The sequence below is a fragment of the Streptomyces sp. NBC_00178 genome (genome assembly GCF_036206005.1).
GTDB lineage: Bacteria > Actinomycetota > Actinomycetes > Streptomycetales > Streptomycetaceae > Streptomyces.
Genome location: NZ_CP108143.1, coordinates 314,882 through 330,716, shown reverse-complemented (window position 1 = coordinate 330,716; position 15,835 = coordinate 314,882). Strand labels below are relative to the sequence as shown.

Sequence of the window (15,835 nt, the reverse complement as noted above, 5' to 3'; positions counted from 1 at the left end):
TGACGCACCGGAACGCAACTTCTTCTAGTGGGGAGACAAAGCGGCCGGCCGGGAATCCGCCTGCCGGGAACCGGCGTGAGCCCCGCGCGGGAAGGTGCGGGACGCCCGCCGCCTGCCCGCGGGCAGGCCGTGCTCGTGAGGAAGACCCAGGTGAGGGGGGTCGGTGACCCCCGCCGTGCGCACCGGCCGGGAGCGTGTCCGCCGCCTCGCTCCGTGTCCGCTATAGGAACTCATGGAGGGCTGTACGTGTAGTGTTCATGTACCTGAAGGAATCCGGTCAGTATTCCGGTGGATGTTTTCGGCCATGGACATCCCCCGTTTCGGAATCCCCGAGAAGCTCGCCGACCGCATGAGCATGGCCGAGCAGCACGAATACCTGCGTACCAAGCTGACCCGCCGCGGTGTCCTCCGCACCGGCGTGGCCACCGCGGCCGTCGCGGGCACCGGACTGGCGGCGTCGGGACTGGTCTCCCCGTCCGCGTACGCCGCCGGGCCGGACGTGATCACGTCGCACCACAGCACGACGCAGGTGGACGGTTCGCTGGTCGCCCCCTTCGGCAGGCACCTCGCGTACGGGGCGGACCCCAAGACCCAGATGGCGGTGTCCTGGCAGGTCCCCTTCGCCGTGAAGCGGCCCTTCATCCGCATCGGGAACAAGCCGTGGGCACTCAGCCGCAGGATCGACGCCGAGGTACGGCACCTGACGACACCGATGCTGAACGGCGGCAAGATCGCGGCCGCCGAGCAGTACTACGTGCACGCCTCCCTGGAGCGGCTGAAGCCCGGCACGACGTACTACTACGGCGTCGGCCACGACGGTTTCGACCCCGCCGACACCCGTAACCTCGGCACGCTCGGCACCTTCACCACCGCGCCGGAGCGCGCCGAGGCGTTCACCTTCACGGCCTTCGGCGACCAGGGCGTCAGCTACCACGCGCTCGGCAACGACCAGCTGATCCTCGGGCAGAACCCCGCCTTCCACCTGCACGCCGGTGACATCTGCTACGCCGACCCCTCCGGCTCCGGGCAGAGCACCGACACCTACGACGCCCGCACCTGGGACCAGTTCCTGGCGCAGACCGAGACGGTGTCCAAGACCGTGCCGTGGATGGTGACCACCGGCAACCACGACATGGAGGCCTGGTACTCGCCGAACGGCTACGGCGGCCAGAACGCCCGCTGGACCCTGCCGGACAACGGCCCGGACCCCGTCCACCAGCCCGGCGCCTACTCCTTCACGCACGGCAACGTCGGCGTGATCGCACTCGACGCCAACGACGTCTCGTACGAGATCCCGGCCAACTTCGGCATCAGCGACGGCAAGCAGACGCGCTGGCTGGACCGGCGTCTGGGAGAACTGCGGGCCCGCCACGACATCGACTTCGTGGTGGTCTTCTTCCACCACTGCGCGTTCTCCACGACCAACGCCCACGCCTCGGACGGCGGCGTCCGGGACGCCTGGGTGCCGCTCTTCGAGAAGCACCAGGTGGACCTGGTCATCAACGGCCACAACCACGTCTACGAGCGCACCGACGCGATCCTCAAGAGTGCGGTCAAGCGCCCGGTCCCGATCGGGGAGCGCACCGACCCGACGCGGGACGGCATCGTGTACGTCACCGCGGGCGGTGCCGGCAAGGCGCTGTACGACTTCCCGGCACCGGACAGCTACGAGGGCCATGTCAAGGACCTGGAGAGCGTGAACACCTACCACGTGGTCAAGGGCGGCGGAAAGGCCACCGAGACGGTCGAGTGGTCCCGGGTCCGCTACACCGGATTCTCCTTCCTCGCGGTGGAGGTGGAGGCCGGCCGGCATCCCCGGATGAAGGTCACCGCGCTCGCCGAGTCGGGAGAGCGCATCGACCACTTCGAGATCCGCCGGGGCTGACGGGAGCCCGGCCGGTGCCTCCGCGGAGGCACCGGCCGGGCCCCGTGGTCCCTGCCCGGCTGTCAGCCGGCCACGACGTGCCGCGCCCCGGTGACCTGGGGCAGCGGCAGACGGCCGAGCGCGGTCCGGTACTCGGCGACGATGCGCTCGACCACCTCCGCCGCGGGGAGGACCGCGTCGACGAGCCCTGCGGACTGGCCCGCCTCGACCTTCCCTTCGCCGATCAGGCCGTGCAGCGCGGCGTCCTTGAGGCTGGCGGCCACGAACGCCTCCCGCCGCACGTCCAGTTCGGCGCCGGACTCCTCAAGCCGCTGCATGCGCGCGGTGAAGTCGTTGTCCAGGGCGCGTACGAGGCCCAGGCCGCGGCCGACGGTACGGGTGTCCTCCACACCCGCCGCGAGGACCGCCGCCTTGTAGTCCGCGTGCACGGTGGCCTCATCCGTGGCGAGGAACCGAGTCCCGAACTGGGCGGCCCCCGCTCCCAGGGCGAGCATCGCGGCCAGCCCCGCGCCGTCCGCCACACCTCCCGAGGCGATCACGGGAAGGTCCGGCACGGCCGAGACGACCGCCCGGACGAGCACCTGGGTGGTCACCATCCCGGGCGGCGGATGGCCTCCGGCCTCCGCACCGACGACGACCAGGCCGTCCACCCCCGCGTCGGCGGCCTTGCGGGCGTGCTCGACACCCGCCACGACGTGCAGGCACACCGTGCCGACGTCCTGGAACCGCCGCAGATAGCGGCGCGGTCCGCCCTGCGAGGCGATCAGCACCGGGGGACGGCGCGCGAGGAGCAGGTCGATGACGTCGTCGGCCCCCGCCCGGTACAGCGGCAGGTTCACGCCCCAGGGCCGGTCGGTCCCCGCCGCCGTCTCGTCGAGCACACGGGCGAGGTCGTCCAGGCGCATGGGACCCGCGGCGACGACCCCCAGCCCGCCGGCCCGGCTGACGGCAACGGGAAGGGCCGAGCTCGACGAGGCCCAGGACATGCCCGCCTGGACCACGGGCAGGCGGGTGCCGAGGAGACGGGTGACCGGAGTGGGGATGCTGGTCATGCGGACACCTCGTGGTCCTGCCCGGCGAGGAGATGGCGGGCGTGCGCGGCCAGCCGGTTGCGCTGGATCTTGGAACTCGCGGTCATGCCGATGCTCTCGAAGCCGTCGACGATGCGCAGGTGACGGGGAACCTTGAAGCCCGCCATGCGGGTACGCGCCCACGCGATCAGCTCGTCCTCGGTGGTGCCCGGCCCGGTGAGCACCACGAACGCGAAGGGCACCTCCACCAGCCGCTCGTCGGGAACGCCCACCACGACCGCCTGCCGGACGTCCGGGTGGCGGTGGAGCGTGTTCTCCAGATCGGCGGGTGCGACGTTCTCACCGCCCACCCGGATGATGTCCTTGGTCCGTCCCACGAAGTGCAGGCGCCCCGTGACGTCCAGTGCGCCGACGTCACCGGTGTCCAGCCAGCCGTCGGAGTCGACGACGGCCGCCGTCGCCTCGGGGGCGTCGAGGTAACCCCGCATGACGTTCCATCCGCGTACCAGGATCGCACCGGGCTCACCGGGGGCGCAGTCACGGGTGTCGTCCGCGGCGCGGATCCGGACCTCGACACCGGGCTGCACCAGCATCGCTCCGGACGCCCTCACCTCGTCGTCCTCCCACCAGCAGGACTGGGCGACGTTCGGGGACGCCTCCGACAGCCCGTATCCCGCCACGCACTCGCCGGCTCCCAGCTCGTCGATCACCCTGCGGATCACCGTGGGGGAGGCCGCGACCCACGCACCCCGGAGCCTGAGTGTGCGCCGCGCACGGTCGGGGTGGTTGAGCAGCATCAGGGCGATGGTGTCGTTGCCGGAGAAGTGGGTGCAGCCCTCCTGCTCCATCAGCCGCAGTGCCTCGGCCGGCTCGAACTTCGGCATCGTCACCAGCGTGGTGGCGTGCTGCATGGCAGCCAGTACGGACAGGGTGCTGCCGGCGACGTGGAAGAAGGGCCGGGCGCTGTGGAAGCGGTCCCCGGGGCGCAGGCCGAGACGGGCGCCGGAGAAGAACGCGTCGGCGCACATGCTCCGGTGGGTGAGGAGCACGCCCTTGGGCCGGGAGGTCGTACCGGAGGTGTACTGGACGAGCAGGATGTCGTCCGGGGTGCCGGTCGCGGGGACCTCGTCGGTGCCCTCGGACAGGAAATCCGGCCAGGACGTCGCCCAGCCGGGCACCTCGTCGCCGCACACGACGACCCGGCCAAGGCCGGGAAGGCGGGCCCCGGTGGGGGTGCCGTCGGCGCCGACGCCGAGGTCACGGAGGATGTCGAGGAGGTCGACGCGCAGCACCCGGTCGGCGGTGAACAGGGTGGTGACCCCGGCGTGGACGAGGGTGTGCTCCACCTCGTCGGCGGTGTACCGGGTGTTGACCGGAACCGTCACCGCTCCGACCGATCCCAGAGCGACGAACAGGGCCACCCAGCGCGGTCCGTTCCCCAGGCACAGACCGACGCGGTCGCCCCGGCCGATGCCGGCGCCGGCCAGAGCGGACCGGATCCGGCTGACCTCGGCGGCGAGCTCGGCGTAGGTGAGACGCTCCCCGGCCGTGACCACCGCCTCCACGTCGGGGGCGAGCAGCGCCGCGCGCTCCAGCGCCTCATGGGCGGTCAGGGGGCAGGCCTGCCTGAGGTTCATCGGTGCTCCTCGTCGGTCGTCGTGGGGGCGTCGGTCACGAACGCGGCGTGCGCCGAATCGTCGATCAGGGAGGGGCCGGCTTCCGCGCCGCCGGAACCGCGGCGTGCGAAGCGGTCCACGCCGTCGCGCCAGCCGCCGTCGGAGAGGCACTGCTCGATGGCGGACATCTCGATCCGGATGCCTCGGTCGAGGTCCGTCTCGCCGCCGAGGTCGATGGCCCGCTTGGTCAGGGCCATGGCCAGCGGGGGCGCGCCGGCGATGGCCGCGGCGACGTCCTCCCCGGCCTGCGCCAGCCGGCCGGCCTCCACGACACGGGAGACGACGCCCAGGTCCAGGGCCTCCGCGGCGGACATGGACCGCCCCGTGAAGAGGAGTTCCTTGGCGCGGCGCCTGCCGACGGCCCGCTGCAGGCGCTGGGTGGCGCCGACCGTGCCCCAGTGCGGTTCGGGGAAGCGGAAGGTGGTTCCCTCGGCGGCGAGGGCGAAGTCCGCGGCCAGCGTGATCTCACCGCCGGATCCCACGACCGCGCCGTGCACGAGGGCGACGACGGGTCGGCGGCACTCCTGGACGGCCTGGTAGGCGGCGAAGGAGGCGAGCCGTCGGCGGCGGACCCAGGCGGCGTCCCGGCCGGCCCGCTCCTTGAGGTCGGCTCCGGCGCAGAAGGCGGGGCCGCGGGCGGACAGGAGCACCACGCGTACGTCGTCCGCGGCGTCGAGTTCCTCGAAAGCGGACCGCAGTTCGCGGCACATGCGGAGGTCGACCGCGTTACGGGCTTCGGGCCGGGCCAGCTCGACCCGGGCGATGCCGTCGGAGACCGCGTACGTCACGCGGGGCGTCGTCGGACGGGACGGTTCGTCGGTCGTGGTCATCTCAGATCACCCCCGCGGCCCGCAGGCCGTCGATCTCGTGGTCGTCCAGGCCGGCGAACCGTGCGAGCACGGCTTCGGTGTCGGCGCCGAGCAGTGGCGGTGTCCCCGCGGGCAGGGGTTCGCCGCCGGTCTCGCGCAGCGGTGTGCGCAGGGCCTTGAAGGTGCCCTCGGTGGGGTGCTCGAAGTCGGTGACCACGCCCCGCGCCCGTGCCTGCGGGGCGGCCAGGGCCTCGCGGACGTCCCGGACCTCACCGGCCGGGACGTCCGCCGCCCGCAGTTCCTTCAGGAGCCGCTCGCGGTCCCGGCCGCCGACCGCCGCGCGCAGGGCGGTCATGACCCGGTCCCGCTGGGCCACCCGCCCCGCGTTGGACCGCAGCGCCGGATCGGCGCCGAGTTCGGCGAGGCCGAGTACGGAGCACAGGGGCGCCCAGTGCTGGTCGCTCCCGCTGATGTGCAGCCAGCCGCCGTCCGCCGCCCGGAACGCGGCGGACGGGACACGCCCCGGGTGCTGGGTGCCCGTGCGCACCGGGTCCTCGTCCAGCGCGAACAGCCGGGCCGCGTTGAGGGCGTGCAGACTGAGCTGGACATCCATCATGGAGACGTCGAAGTGTCGTCCGCGACCGGTGACACCGCGACCGGCCAGCCCGGTGAGGGCGGCTATCGCGATCCAGAGGCCGGACGTCATGTCCGCCACCGGTATGCCGGTCTTGCTGGGCGGCCCTTCGGGTTCGCCGGTCATGTCCATCACACCGGAGAGGGCCTGGAAGACGGTGTCGTAGCCCTTGCGCAGGCGGTCGGGTCCGCTCTGCCCGAAACCGGTGGCCGAGATGTACACGAGCCCCGGGTTCCCGGTGCTGAGATCGTCGTAGCCCAGACCCAGACGGTCCATGGCGCCGGGGAGGAAGTTCTCCACGACGATGTCGGCCCTGGCGGCGAGCCGGCGGGCGACGTCCCTGCCGCGGGGGTCCTTGAGGTCCAGGGTGACCGAGTGCTTCCCGCGGTTGAAGGCGAAGAAGTAGGCGCTCTCACCGTGGGGGAGACGGGGCTCGAAACCCCGCGTCTCGTCGCCGCCGCCCGGTCGTTCGACCTTGATGACGGTGGCTCCCTGCTCGGCGAGGATCTGGGTGGCCATCGGGGCGGCGAGCACCCGGGAGAAGTCGAGGACGGTGATGCCGTCGAGAGGCCCCGACGCGGTGCTGTCCGTCACTTGCGGAACCCCCGCATCAGTGCGTTGACGTCCTGGCCCGCCCGCATCGCGGCCTCGGTGGGCAGGTCCGCGACACGGTAGAACAGGTCCTTCGCCGCCCGGAGCGCGCGCGGTTCGACCGCCGCCCACCGCTGCGCCGTCTCCAGGGCGGATTCGACCACCAGGTCCGGTTCCACGACGCGGTTGGCAAGCCCGTGCTCCAGGGCCTCGGCGGCGGTCAGCAGCCTGCCCGTGCTGATCAGTTCGAAGGCCAGCTTGCGGTTCAGGTGCCGCTGGAGGCCCGTCATGACGAGGGCCGGGACGATGGAGTGCCGCAGCTCGGGATAGCCGAACTTCAGATCCGTCGCCACGACCGTCATGTCGGCGCCGATCGCCAGTCCGGCCCCGCCGCCCACGGCCGCACCACGCACGGCGGCGACGACCGGCGTGCCCATCCGCTGCATCTGCGTCTGCAGGCGTGCGGTCAGTTCCGCCCGCTCCAGGACGGCTTCCGGCCGGTCCGGTGTGAGGGTGGAGAACTCCGACAGGTCGGCGCCCGCGCAGAAGGCGCGGCCCGCGCCGGTGAGGACGACCGCGCGGACCCGCTCGTCGTCCTCCGCCGCGGTGAGCGCGGCGCTCAGGGCGCGGGTGAGCGCGGTGTCCAGGGCGTTGAGCTTGTCGGGGCGGTTGAGGGTGAGGACGCGGACGGCTCCGCGGTCCTCGGCGAGCAGTGTGCCGGAGGCGGTCGCAGCCGCGTCGGCCTGCTGCCCGCTGGTCGTGACGGTCACAGAAGGTTCTCCTCGGTGGGCGGGGTCAGGCGGCTGCGGGACGGAATCCGGCACGGGCCACCATGCTGTGCAGGGGGCGGCCCAACGCCGCCTCGCAGGCCCGGGACGCGGTCGCGAGTGCGTCCGGGTCGATACCGGTGTCCACGCCCATGCTCTCGAACAGGGACACCAGGTCCTCCGTGCACACGTTCCCCGTGAGTCCGGCTCCATAGCCGATCTTCGACGGATGGCCGCCGACTCCTCCCAGGGCGCTGTCGAAGTGCCGGCACCCTGCCTCCAGGGCGGCGACCGCGTTGGCGACGGCCGTCCCGCGTGTGTTGTGGAAGTGGGCGATGAGCGCGAACCCGGGGTGGGCGCGGTCCAGGCGGTCGAAGAGCGAGGCGACCGACCTGGGCGTGGCGACGCCCGTCGTGTCCCCGAGGGTCACGGCGTCCGCTCCGAGTTCGACGAAACGGGCGACGTCCTCGGCCACGCGCCCAGGATCCACCCGCCCCTCGAAAGGACAGCCGAACGCGACGGACACGACGCCCACGAGCCGGAAGCGCCCGCCCGCGAGGGCGGTCATCTCCTCGACGCGCTCCCACTGCTGCGCGCGTGTGCTGCGCAGGTTCTTGCGCGTATGGCTCTCGCTGGCCGAGACCAGCAGGCTCAGTTCCTCGGCGCCCGCGCCGCGGTCGAGATCGGCCAGCGCCCGCTCGACGGCGCGCGGGTTCGGGCACGTCGCCTTGAACGCCACGCCGGGGCGTCGGCTCACGCCCTCCAGGACCTCACGGGCGTCCGCGAAGGCGGGCACCCACTTCGGATGGCTGTAACTGGTCGCCTCGATGCGGCGGAAGCCGGCGTCGGCGAAGCTGTCCAGCAGGGCGATCTTGTCCGCGGTCGGCACGAACGTGGGTTCGTGCTGAAGCCCGTCCCGGGCGAAACACTCGCAGATGGTGACCATGTCGGTCATCGAGCCACCTCCTCAGGATGACTCGACAACTTGTACGCCCCACGTGTTGATAATGTCAACAGTCACCCCTCGTCGAGGTGATCCCGCTCCCGCTTCTCGAGGGCCAGCGCCAGGTCCGCGAGCTTCTCCAGGGCCCGCCCCAGGACCTCGGCCTCCTCGTCGGAGAGCAGCGCCGTGAAGGTCGCGTCCCGTTCGTTGGCAGCCGCGATGAGGCCCCGGTACGCCTCGACCCCGGTGTCGGTCAGGGCGAGTTGACGGCTGCGGCCGGCGCCCTCGGTGCGGCGGACCAGGCCGCGTTCGACCAGGCCGCGTACGACCCGGCTCATCTGTGCCTTGTCCAGACCGGCCCGGCGGGCGAGCCGGTTGAGCGTCAGGGTGGGGTCGGCCGCGATGAGGGCGATGGTGCGCCATTCACCGAGGCTCACGTCGAACTCGCGGCGGTACCTGAGTGCCGCGCTGCGCGACAGGGCCGACGATGTCCGCGAGAGTCGGTAGGACAGCAGTTCGGAGATCGGTGCCAGGTCCCGGCCGTCATCACGTTTCACCATGGGCCGCATGGTATCTCCGTCGGAGGTGTTGACTTTATCAACTTGAGCATCGGAAACTCGCCATGCCCGCCGCTCTCGGCGACATACCTCGACAAAGGAGTCGTACGTCGTGGCCGACCCCTCGACCTCCATCGCACCGCAGGACGCTGTCGACACCCCCGAAGTCGACCGCGCGGCGACCTACCGCACCATCGCCTGGCGCGTCATGCCGCTCCTGGTCACCTGCTACGTCGTCAGCTTCATCGACCGCACCAACATCGGGATAGCCCAGCAGGGTCTCGAGAGGGACCTCGGCTTCGGCTCGGCCGTCTACGGTCTCGGCGTCACCCTGTTCTTCGTCGGCTTCATCCTCTTCGAAGTGCCGAGCAGCGCCCTGCTGGCCCGGCTCGGCGCACGCAGGACGATGGTCCGCATCATGGTGTCCTGGGGCGTCGTCACCCTGGGCACGTCACTGGTCCACAGCGAGGTGACCTTCTACCTCGCGAGGTTCCTCCTCGGAGTGGCCGAGGCCGGCTTCTTCCCCGGCGCCCTCTACTTCCTGTCGCGCTGGTTCCCCTCCGCGCGGCGCACCCGGATGACCGCCGTGTTCTTCGCGGGCGTACCCGTCTCCGGCGTGCTGGGCTCGCTCATGTCCGGCAGCATCATGAAGGCCTTCGACGGCAGTACGGGGCTCGCCGACTGGCAGTGGCTGTTCATCATCGAGGGGATTCCCCCGATCCTCCTCGCCGGCGCGGTGTTGCTGTGGCTCGTCGACGAACCGGAGCAGGCCCGCTGGCTGAGCCCCGCCCAACGGGCCGCCGTCCGCGCGGACCTCGACGCGGACCAGCGGCGCAAGGCCGGGAGGGCGACCGGGAAGGGGCACGGCGGACTTCTCCTCGCGCTCAGGGACCCGAAGGTGTGGACCATCGGGCTCTGCGCCTGCGGCGCCTACACCCTCGCCAACGCGGTGTCGTTCTGGACGCCGCGGATCATCGCCGACGCCGGCGTGGGTGACGTCCTGGACCTGGGCCTGTTCTCGGCGCTTCCGCCGCTGCTCGGCATCGTCGTCATGCTGATCGTGGGACGGCACTCCGACCGCACCCTGGAACGCCGCTGGCACGCGGCCGTCAGCTGGACCGTGGCGGCCCTGGCCATGGTCGCGATCTCGCTGTCGGGGGACGACGTCGCGCTGGTCGTCGCCCTCCTCGCCGTCATGGCCGCAGCCCACTACTCCGGCCTCACCGTCTTCTACTCCATCCCGTCCATCTACCTCGGTGAACGCGCGGCGGCCACCGGAATCGCCCTGGTCACCTCCATGGGCTCCTTCGCCGCCGCCGCGTCACCCTCCCTGCTCGGGTTCATCCAGAGCAGCACGGGAAGCCTGTCGCTCGGCCTGCAGATCAGCGCGGGAATCGTGATGCTCGCCGTCGTCCTCCTGCTCGTCGGGGTCAAGGCGAAGGACCTGCGGGAGGAGCGCCCCTCCTGAGGCCGCGGGCCGGCACCGGGGGACGGCACGCCCGCGATTCCCGGCGCGACCGCGCCACCGCGCCACCGCGCCACCGCGCGACCGCGCGACGCCGCGCCGGAGTTCTCCCCGCCGCCCCGAACCGGAGCCGCGGGGAGAACGTCGTTCCCCCGCGGCGGACCGAAGGGCCCTTAACCGGCGGCGCGGCACCGGTCGCGGACGGGCGGGAGCGCGTGAGCGGCGCGATGCGCCGGAGTCCCGGCCCGTACCCTTCAACGATGCCCCAGACCCCTGAGACATCCGGCCCGTCCGAACCCCTGACCACCGACGCGGTCACCCGTATCGTGCTGCGGCCCGTCGCCAGCCCTCTGCCGCTGGGCTTCTTCGCCCTCGGCATCGGCAGCGTGGTGCTCTCCTCGCTCCAGCTCGGGTGGGTGCCGACCGCGCAGAGCGAGATGCTGCTGCTCCTGGTCCTCATCTTCGTCGTCCCCCTGCAGTTCGTCGCCGGACTCTTCGCGCTCGTCGCCCGCGACGCGGGTGCCGGCACGGCGCTGCTCCTGCTCGCCGCCGCCTGGGCCGGCACGAGCGTGACCTCACTCGACTCCCCGCCCGGCCGGCCCGTCGTGGCACAGGCCGTCTTCCTCCTGGCGCTCGTCCCCTTCGTCCTCGCGCTCGCGGGTGCGGCCGTGCAGTCCAAGCCGCTGTTCGCCGTGCTGCTCACCCTCACCGCGCTGCGCTTCGGCCTGACCGGTCTCTACGAGGCGGGCGCGGGCAACGCGCTCCAGGCCGCGGCGGGCTGGACCGGCGTCGTCATCGGCGTCTACGCGCTGTACGGCGGACTGGCGCTCCTCGTGGAGGACGGCAAGCAGCGCACCGTACTGCCGCTCTTCCGGCGCGGGGCCGCCCGCAGGTCCATCGAGGGCGACCTGCGTGAACAGCTCACCCCCGCGCAGCAGGAAGCCGGAGTCCGCCACCAGTTGTGAGGAGGTCGCTTCCCGCGGCGACTCCAGGATCACGGCCGCCGCCCGTCTGCCCGGCGGCCGTGACGGAGCGCGACCCGCTCCGGCCGCGCCTTCCGCACCTACCGGCTGTTTTGCGGCCATGGGACCCGATAGGCACTTCTCGTCGTATACAGACGCCTGACCTCCGGTGGTCATCTCGCGTATGCCCAGGTCGAGGAGCTTTTGACCCACGTCATTGCTTCGTGAACCATCGACCCGAGAAGGACCTCACATGCCCCACACCGGTGACACCGAGTCACACGAGCCGAGCGGACACGACAGGCGGGTCTTCCTGCGCAACGCGGCTCTGGCCGGAGCGGGCGCGGCCGCCGCGAGCGTCGGCGTGACCGCGCTCTCCGCGGCGCCCGCCTCGGCCGCGGACGCTCCGAGACACGGCGGGACCGGCACCTGGAGTCCGGACCCCACCTCCCTGCAGTTCACCCTCGCCGTCATGCCGGACACCCAGTTCCTCTACTGGGGAAGCCAGGACAGCGTCAACAGGACCCCGCAGGAGGAGTCCTTCCGCTACATCATCGAGAACAGCGGCAACCCCGAGGCCAACATCGTCTTCATGGCGCATCTCGGTGACCTCACGCAGGACGCCGACCCCTCGTCGTTCGAGCAGGTCGACAAGGCGTTCGGGGTGATGGACAAGCACGGCGCCGCATACAGCGTGCTGGCCGGGAACCACGACGTGACCGGCGACGACAGCCGCGGCGACACGCCCTACCTGCGCACCATGGGCCCGCAGCGCTTCAAGCGGGCGAAGACGTTCGCCGGCGCGGACCGGACCGGCTACAACACCGCCCACGTCTTCGAGGCGGCCGGCCGCTCCTGGCTCCTCCTCGCCCTGGACTGGCGGACCACCGACCAGGGTTTCGCCTGGGCGAACGACGTCATCAAGGCGCACCCCAAGATGCCGGTGATCCTCACCTCGCACGACATCGTCGCCTCGCCGTACGATGACAACGTTTTCCCTTACGAGTCCGGCGACCCCGAGAACAACGCCGTACTCTCCGGCTACGGGCAGACCGTCTGGGACAAGCTGATCAACGACAACGACCAGATCTTCCTGACCCTCAACGGTCACTACTGGCCGCCCGGGCGCACGACCAAGAAGAACAGCGCCGGCAACGACGTCGACATGCACATCACGAACTACCAGAACCGCTACTTCGGTGGCGGCGGCATGATCCGGCTGTACCACTTCGACCTGGCCCGGGACACGATCGACGTCGAGACGATCAACCCCTGGATCATGGCCCAGGACCCCGACACCCGCAACGACCAGGCCGCGGGGCACGCCCGGATCACCGGTCCCGTCGACAACTTCTCGGTCCCGATCGACTTCGAGCAGCGGTTCTCCGGCTTCATCCCGATCCCGGTCCGCCCGTCCCGCCCGGCCCACCGCCAGCTGGTGAAGGGCACAGTGGCGTACTGGCGCTTCGACGGACAGGGCGCCCCCGGCGCCTCGCTCGGCGCGGGCCAGAAGATCCGTGACCTGTCGGGCAAGGGCAACGACCTGACCGTGGTGACCGTGCCGGGCACGGCTGACGGCGCGCTGTCCTGGTCCGCCGGACACCACCCCGACCAGCCCGGCCACGCCAGCCTGAAGTTCGCCGGCGGCAGGAACCCGGTCAACGGCTCGTATCTGACCACCGGGGCGAAGGCACCTCTGAACACCGAGACGTTCAAGGGCGGGTACACGATCGAGACCTTCGTCATGATGCCGCTGGACTGGGACGGGGGCAGGAACGGCAACGCCTCCATCCTCAGCCGCCGCGGCGCCGCGGGGGACGCGGGCAAGCACGGCAAGAACACGGACCCGAAGGAGCCGCTGGCCCAGCTCGCCATCACGAACAACGGCCGCGAGGCGCAGTTCAACCACTACCCGACGAACACCACCTACCCCACGACCAACTGGGGCCACGGCATGCCGGAACTCAAGTGGTTCCACCTGGCAGTCGTCAACGACGGCCGCCACACCAAGCTGTACGTCGACGGCGCTCCGGTGCTCGACAACCCGAGCCGGGTGTCCGCGGGCCTGACCTCGCTCGGACTGCCCTGGCTCGTGGGCGGCCACGAGTACGCGGGCGCGGTCGACGTCGTCTTCCACGGCAACGTCGGCGACATCCGCATCGTCGACCGGCCGCTGTCCCACCGTGAGTTCCTGACCGCCGAGTAGCCTCGTCACCCGGCTCCGGCTGTGCCGCCGGGCCGGGCGACGGGGGAGACACCCTCGTGCGCGGAGACGGATGGGCCGGTCCAGGAGGACCGGCCCATCCGTCGTCCACCGGCCCGACCCGGCCCCGCAGCGGTCGCTGCCGCTGCGGGGCCGGATCAGGAAGGCGTCAGAACGCCTCCTCGCCCTGCCCCAGTCCGAGGCCGGTGGTCCAGGACGTGAACGACACGCCCGCCTGATAGACGTCGGTGTCGCCCGGTGCGTAGAAGTACGTACTCCGGCTGCTGCCGTCGGGCATGGACAGCTTCAACGCGTTTATCTTGAGGGCGTGTTCGGGGGAGTCCGCGATGTTGTAGATCGCCGTGGTGTGCAGCGGCGAGTCGGGCCTGAGCACGAGGGTGCCGCCCCGGCCGTTGACCGTGACCGGAGCCGGTGTGCCGTCGCCGGCCTTCCTGAGGGTGATCAGCGGGGTGTCGGTGAGTGTGCAGACCACGCCGTCGTGGGCGAGGAGGGTCAGGTCGAATCTGCGCTTGCTGAGCCCGGCCGTGTAGCCGCCGAAGTGGAACGAGACGTCGTCGATGGTGCACGGACGGGGTTTCGCCTGCTCGGCGGACGTCCGGGTCGCGGCGGGCCCGCCCGCCGTCGCACGGTCACCGATGGTGGCGCTCGCCACCGCTGTACCGCTCAGCAGCAGGGCGGCGACGGCCGCCGCGACCGCGGCGGCACGGGAGTTGATACGCATGGGGTACCTCCACGAACAGTAGGAAATGCGGACAGGCGCGTGCGGTCAGAACGCGCCGAGCCCGTGCGGAACACCCAGACCGGTCGGTCCGTCCCAGCCGGGTCCCGCGTTGCACAGGGCGGGGCTGATCGCGGGGTACGAGGCGCACTGGTGGTAGACCTCGGTGTTGCCGCTCGTGACGTCCGTGAAGGCGGTCTTCGGCGCCCGGTAGAGGCCCGAGGGCCCGTCGACGGCCGAGAGGCGGCCGGCGCGGGTGAACAGGCCGGCCACGTAGGGCGCCGACGCGCTGGTCCCGCCCGCCACCACCCAGTTGTTGGGCTCCTCGCTCAGGGGCGCGTAGGTGTCGTACACGGCGACACCGGTGGCGGGATCCGCGTCCGCGGAGATGTCGGAGGCCGCCCGGTGGCCTCCGCAGGCCGCGGTGACCGCGGACGGCTGGCCCTTGGCCGCGCCGAAGGCCTGCTCGCACCCGCTGCCCGCGGCGTACCAGGCCGCCGGCTCCTCACCGGCGGCAGGAAGGGAGACGCCACCCACGCTGATCACCGACGGCAGGGCGGACGGCCAGAGCTGGTGCACGCCGCCGTTGAAGCCTCCGTCGCCGGTCGAGGCGGTGATGGCCACGCCCTTGTGGTCGAGTGCGGTACGGCGGAAGCCGTGCGTGTTCTGGACATCCGCACGGAAGCCGTAGCTGATGCTGACCGCCGACGCGCCCGCTGCCACCGCCGTGTCGACCGCCTGGGCGAAGTCGCCCGTCGACACGTCGTTGTCGTCCTGGGCGTCCTGCCAGGGCACGGAGATCTCGAGGAGCCGGCAGGAGGGGCAGGCGGCGGAGGCCATGTCGAGGTCGAGCGCCGTCTCGAGGGCGGCTCCCTCCTCCATGAGCCGGCCCTGCGAACCGGTCTGCGGGGCGGGCTGCTTGCCGCCGTCGTAGTTCAGCAGGGACAGGCAGCCGGAGGCGACGGTGCACGCCGGCAGGCCGAACGTCCTGCGGTAGACCGCGAGGTCCTTCTCCAGCGTCGGATAGACACCCGCGTCGATGATGGCGATGGTCCCGGTGCCGCGCGAGGCCGCGGGCAGCCCGTAGGCCGCCTGCAGTTCGGCCGGACCGTAGCCCGCGGGAGCCGCGGACCGCAGGGGGGTGTCACCCTTGACGCCCTCGGTGACGACCTGGGCGTGACACGTGGGGCACACCGGGCGCGAGCCGTGGTGTTCGAGCAGCGTCCCCTCCTTCACCTGCTGGTGAAGCCGGGCGACGCCCTCACCCGAATTCGCCTCCCCGGTGAGCCGTGTGACGGGCAGTGGGGGAATGACGGCCGCGTCCGCGGTGGACGCCGCCGAGGACGGCGCGGTGTTCACCGTGAGCGCCGAGCACACCAGCCCGGTGACCGCCGCCGCGGTGAACGCCCACCGGCGTGTCCCCGTACCCGGTCCTGCCCATGTCCGTATTCGTCGCCTCACGCGCCCTCACTTCGTCCGGTGGGTTCGGGGTTCGTCGCCGTTTCGGCATGGAGAACCCCTGACACCCTTGCAACGGGGCTTCGCCCCCTTCGAGTTGTGTGTTTGTGATCAC

General features: G+C 71.6%; 13 protein-coding genes. 4 read left to right on the top strand and 9 right to left on the bottom strand.

The annotated features are described in order from the left end of the window. The first annotated feature begins 304 nt into the window (after nt 1-304). Nucleotides 305-1,885: a purple acid phosphatase family protein gene (locus OHT61_RS01300; RefSeq protein WP_329034230.1), complete on the top strand. Its 1,581-nt coding sequence runs from the start codon at nt 305-307 to the stop codon at nt 1,883-1,885. Nucleotides 1,886-1,947: 62 nt separating this feature from the next. Here OHT61_RS01300 and OHT61_RS01295 read toward each other — a convergent pair whose 3' ends face one another. From OHT61_RS01295 to OHT61_RS01265, 7 genes are all read right to left on the bottom strand, one after another. Further along, nucleotides 1,948-2,937 (bottom strand): NAD(P)H-dependent flavin oxidoreductase, encoded by a 990-nt coding sequence (locus tag OHT61_RS01295; RefSeq protein WP_329034229.1) that lies wholly within the window; start codon nt 2,935-2,937, stop codon nt 1,948-1,950. After that, nucleotides 2,934-4,553 carry an AMP-binding protein gene (locus tag OHT61_RS01290; RefSeq protein ID WP_329034228.1) on the bottom strand — a complete coding sequence of 540 codons (1,620 nt, stop codon included), beginning with the start codon at nt 4,551-4,553 and terminating at the stop codon, nt 2,934-2,936. The genes OHT61_RS01295 and OHT61_RS01290 overlap by 4 nt, the downstream gene beginning before the upstream one ends. After that, entirely contained in the window at nt 4,550-5,422 is an 873-nt protein-coding gene (locus tag OHT61_RS01285) for an enoyl-CoA hydratase/isomerase family protein (RefSeq protein ID WP_329034226.1), read from the bottom strand. The genes OHT61_RS01290 and OHT61_RS01285 overlap by 4 nt, the downstream gene beginning before the upstream one ends. Before the next feature lies 1 nt (nt 5,423). After that, nucleotides 5,424-6,629: a CaiB/BaiF CoA transferase family protein gene (locus tag OHT61_RS01280; RefSeq protein ID WP_329034224.1), complete on the bottom strand. Its 1,206-nt coding sequence runs from the start codon at nt 6,627-6,629 to the stop codon at nt 5,424-5,426. After that, nucleotides 6,626-7,396: an enoyl-CoA hydratase/isomerase family protein gene (locus OHT61_RS01275; protein WP_329034222.1), complete on the bottom strand. Its 771-nt coding sequence runs from the start codon at nt 7,394-7,396 to the stop codon at nt 6,626-6,628. Before OHT61_RS01275 ends, OHT61_RS01280 begins: the two co-directional genes overlap by 4 nt. Before the next feature lie 25 nt (nt 7,397-7,421). Further along, a complete protein-coding gene (locus OHT61_RS01270) occupies nt 7,422-8,348 on the bottom strand; it encodes a hydroxymethylglutaryl-CoA lyase (protein WP_329034220.1) in 927 nt (308 codons plus the stop codon). A gap of 62 nt (nt 8,349-8,410) precedes the next feature. Continuing rightward, nucleotides 8,411-8,896, bottom strand: coding sequence for a MarR family winged helix-turn-helix transcriptional regulator (locus OHT61_RS01265; protein ID WP_329034218.1), 486 nt, complete (start codon nt 8,894-8,896; stop codon nt 8,411-8,413). A 109-nt stretch (nt 8,897-9,005) separates the two neighbouring features. Here OHT61_RS01265 and OHT61_RS01260 point away from each other — a divergent pair, with 109 nt between their 5' ends. The 3 genes from OHT61_RS01260 to OHT61_RS01250 all read left to right on the top strand — a co-directional run bounded on the left by OHT61_RS01260 (nt 9,006) and on the right by OHT61_RS01250 (nt 13,526). After that, entirely contained in the window at nt 9,006-10,361 is a 1,356-nt protein-coding gene (locus OHT61_RS01260; RefSeq protein ID WP_329034216.1) for an MFS transporter, read from the top strand. 257 nt (nt 10,362-10,618) lie between these two features. Then, complete coding sequence (locus tag OHT61_RS01255; RefSeq protein ID WP_329034214.1) at nt 10,619-11,323, top strand: GPR1/FUN34/YaaH family transporter; 705 nt, start codon at nt 10,619-10,621, stop codon at nt 11,321-11,323. Between the two features lie 250 nt (nt 11,324-11,573). Continuing rightward, the gene (locus OHT61_RS01250) at nt 11,574-13,526 is read left to right on the top strand and encodes a LamG-like jellyroll fold domain-containing protein (protein ID WP_329034211.1); all 1,953 of its coding nucleotides are present in this window, start codon (nt 11,574-11,576) and stop codon (nt 13,524-13,526) included. A 166-nt stretch (nt 13,527-13,692) separates the two neighbouring features. Here the strand turns inward: OHT61_RS01250 and OHT61_RS01245 are convergent, their stop codons facing one another. Both OHT61_RS01245 and OHT61_RS01240 read right to left on the bottom strand, forming a co-directional pair. Continuing rightward, entirely contained in the window at nt 13,693-14,265 is a 573-nt protein-coding gene (locus OHT61_RS01245) for a hypothetical protein (RefSeq protein WP_329034209.1), read from the bottom strand. 45 nt (nt 14,266-14,310) lie between these two features. After that, nucleotides 14,311-15,723, bottom strand: a complete 1,413-nt coding sequence (locus OHT61_RS01240; protein ID WP_329034207.1) for a S8 family serine peptidase — start codon at nt 15,721-15,723, stop codon at nt 14,311-14,313. Between the last annotated feature and the right edge of the window lie 112 nt (nt 15,724-15,835).

Excerpts from the sequence above, each read along its gene's own strand:
- OHT61_RS01255 (WP_329034214.1), top strand. The coding sequence starts at position 10,619 with ATGCCCCAGACCCCTGAGACATCCGGCCCGTCCGAACCCCTGACCACC.
- OHT61_RS01295 (WP_329034229.1), bottom strand. The coding sequence starts at position 2,937 with ATGACCAGCATCCCCACTCCGGTCACCCGTCTCCTCGGCACCCGCCTG.
- OHT61_RS01300 (WP_329034230.1), top strand. The coding sequence starts at position 305 with ATGGACATCCCCCGTTTCGGAATCCCCGAGAAGCTCGCCGACCGCATG.
- OHT61_RS01245 (WP_329034209.1), bottom strand. The coding sequence starts at position 14,265 with ATGCGTATCAACTCCCGTGCCGCCGCGGTCGCGGCGGCCGTCGCCGCC.
- OHT61_RS01265 (WP_329034218.1), bottom strand. The coding sequence starts at position 8,896 with ATGGTGAAACGTGATGACGGCCGGGACCTGGCACCGATCTCCGAACTG.
- OHT61_RS01290 (WP_329034228.1), bottom strand. The coding sequence starts at position 4,553 with ATGAACCTCAGGCAGGCCTGCCCCCTGACCGCCCATGAGGCGCTGGAG.
- OHT61_RS01270 (WP_329034220.1), bottom strand. The coding sequence starts at position 8,348 with ATGACCGACATGGTCACCATCTGCGAGTGTTTCGCCCGGGACGGGCTT.
- OHT61_RS01285 (WP_329034226.1), bottom strand. The coding sequence starts at position 5,422 with ATGACCACGACCGACGAACCGTCCCGTCCGACGACGCCCCGCGTGACG.
- OHT61_RS01250 (WP_329034211.1), top strand. The coding sequence starts at position 11,574 with ATGCCCCACACCGGTGACACCGAGTCACACGAGCCGAGCGGACACGAC.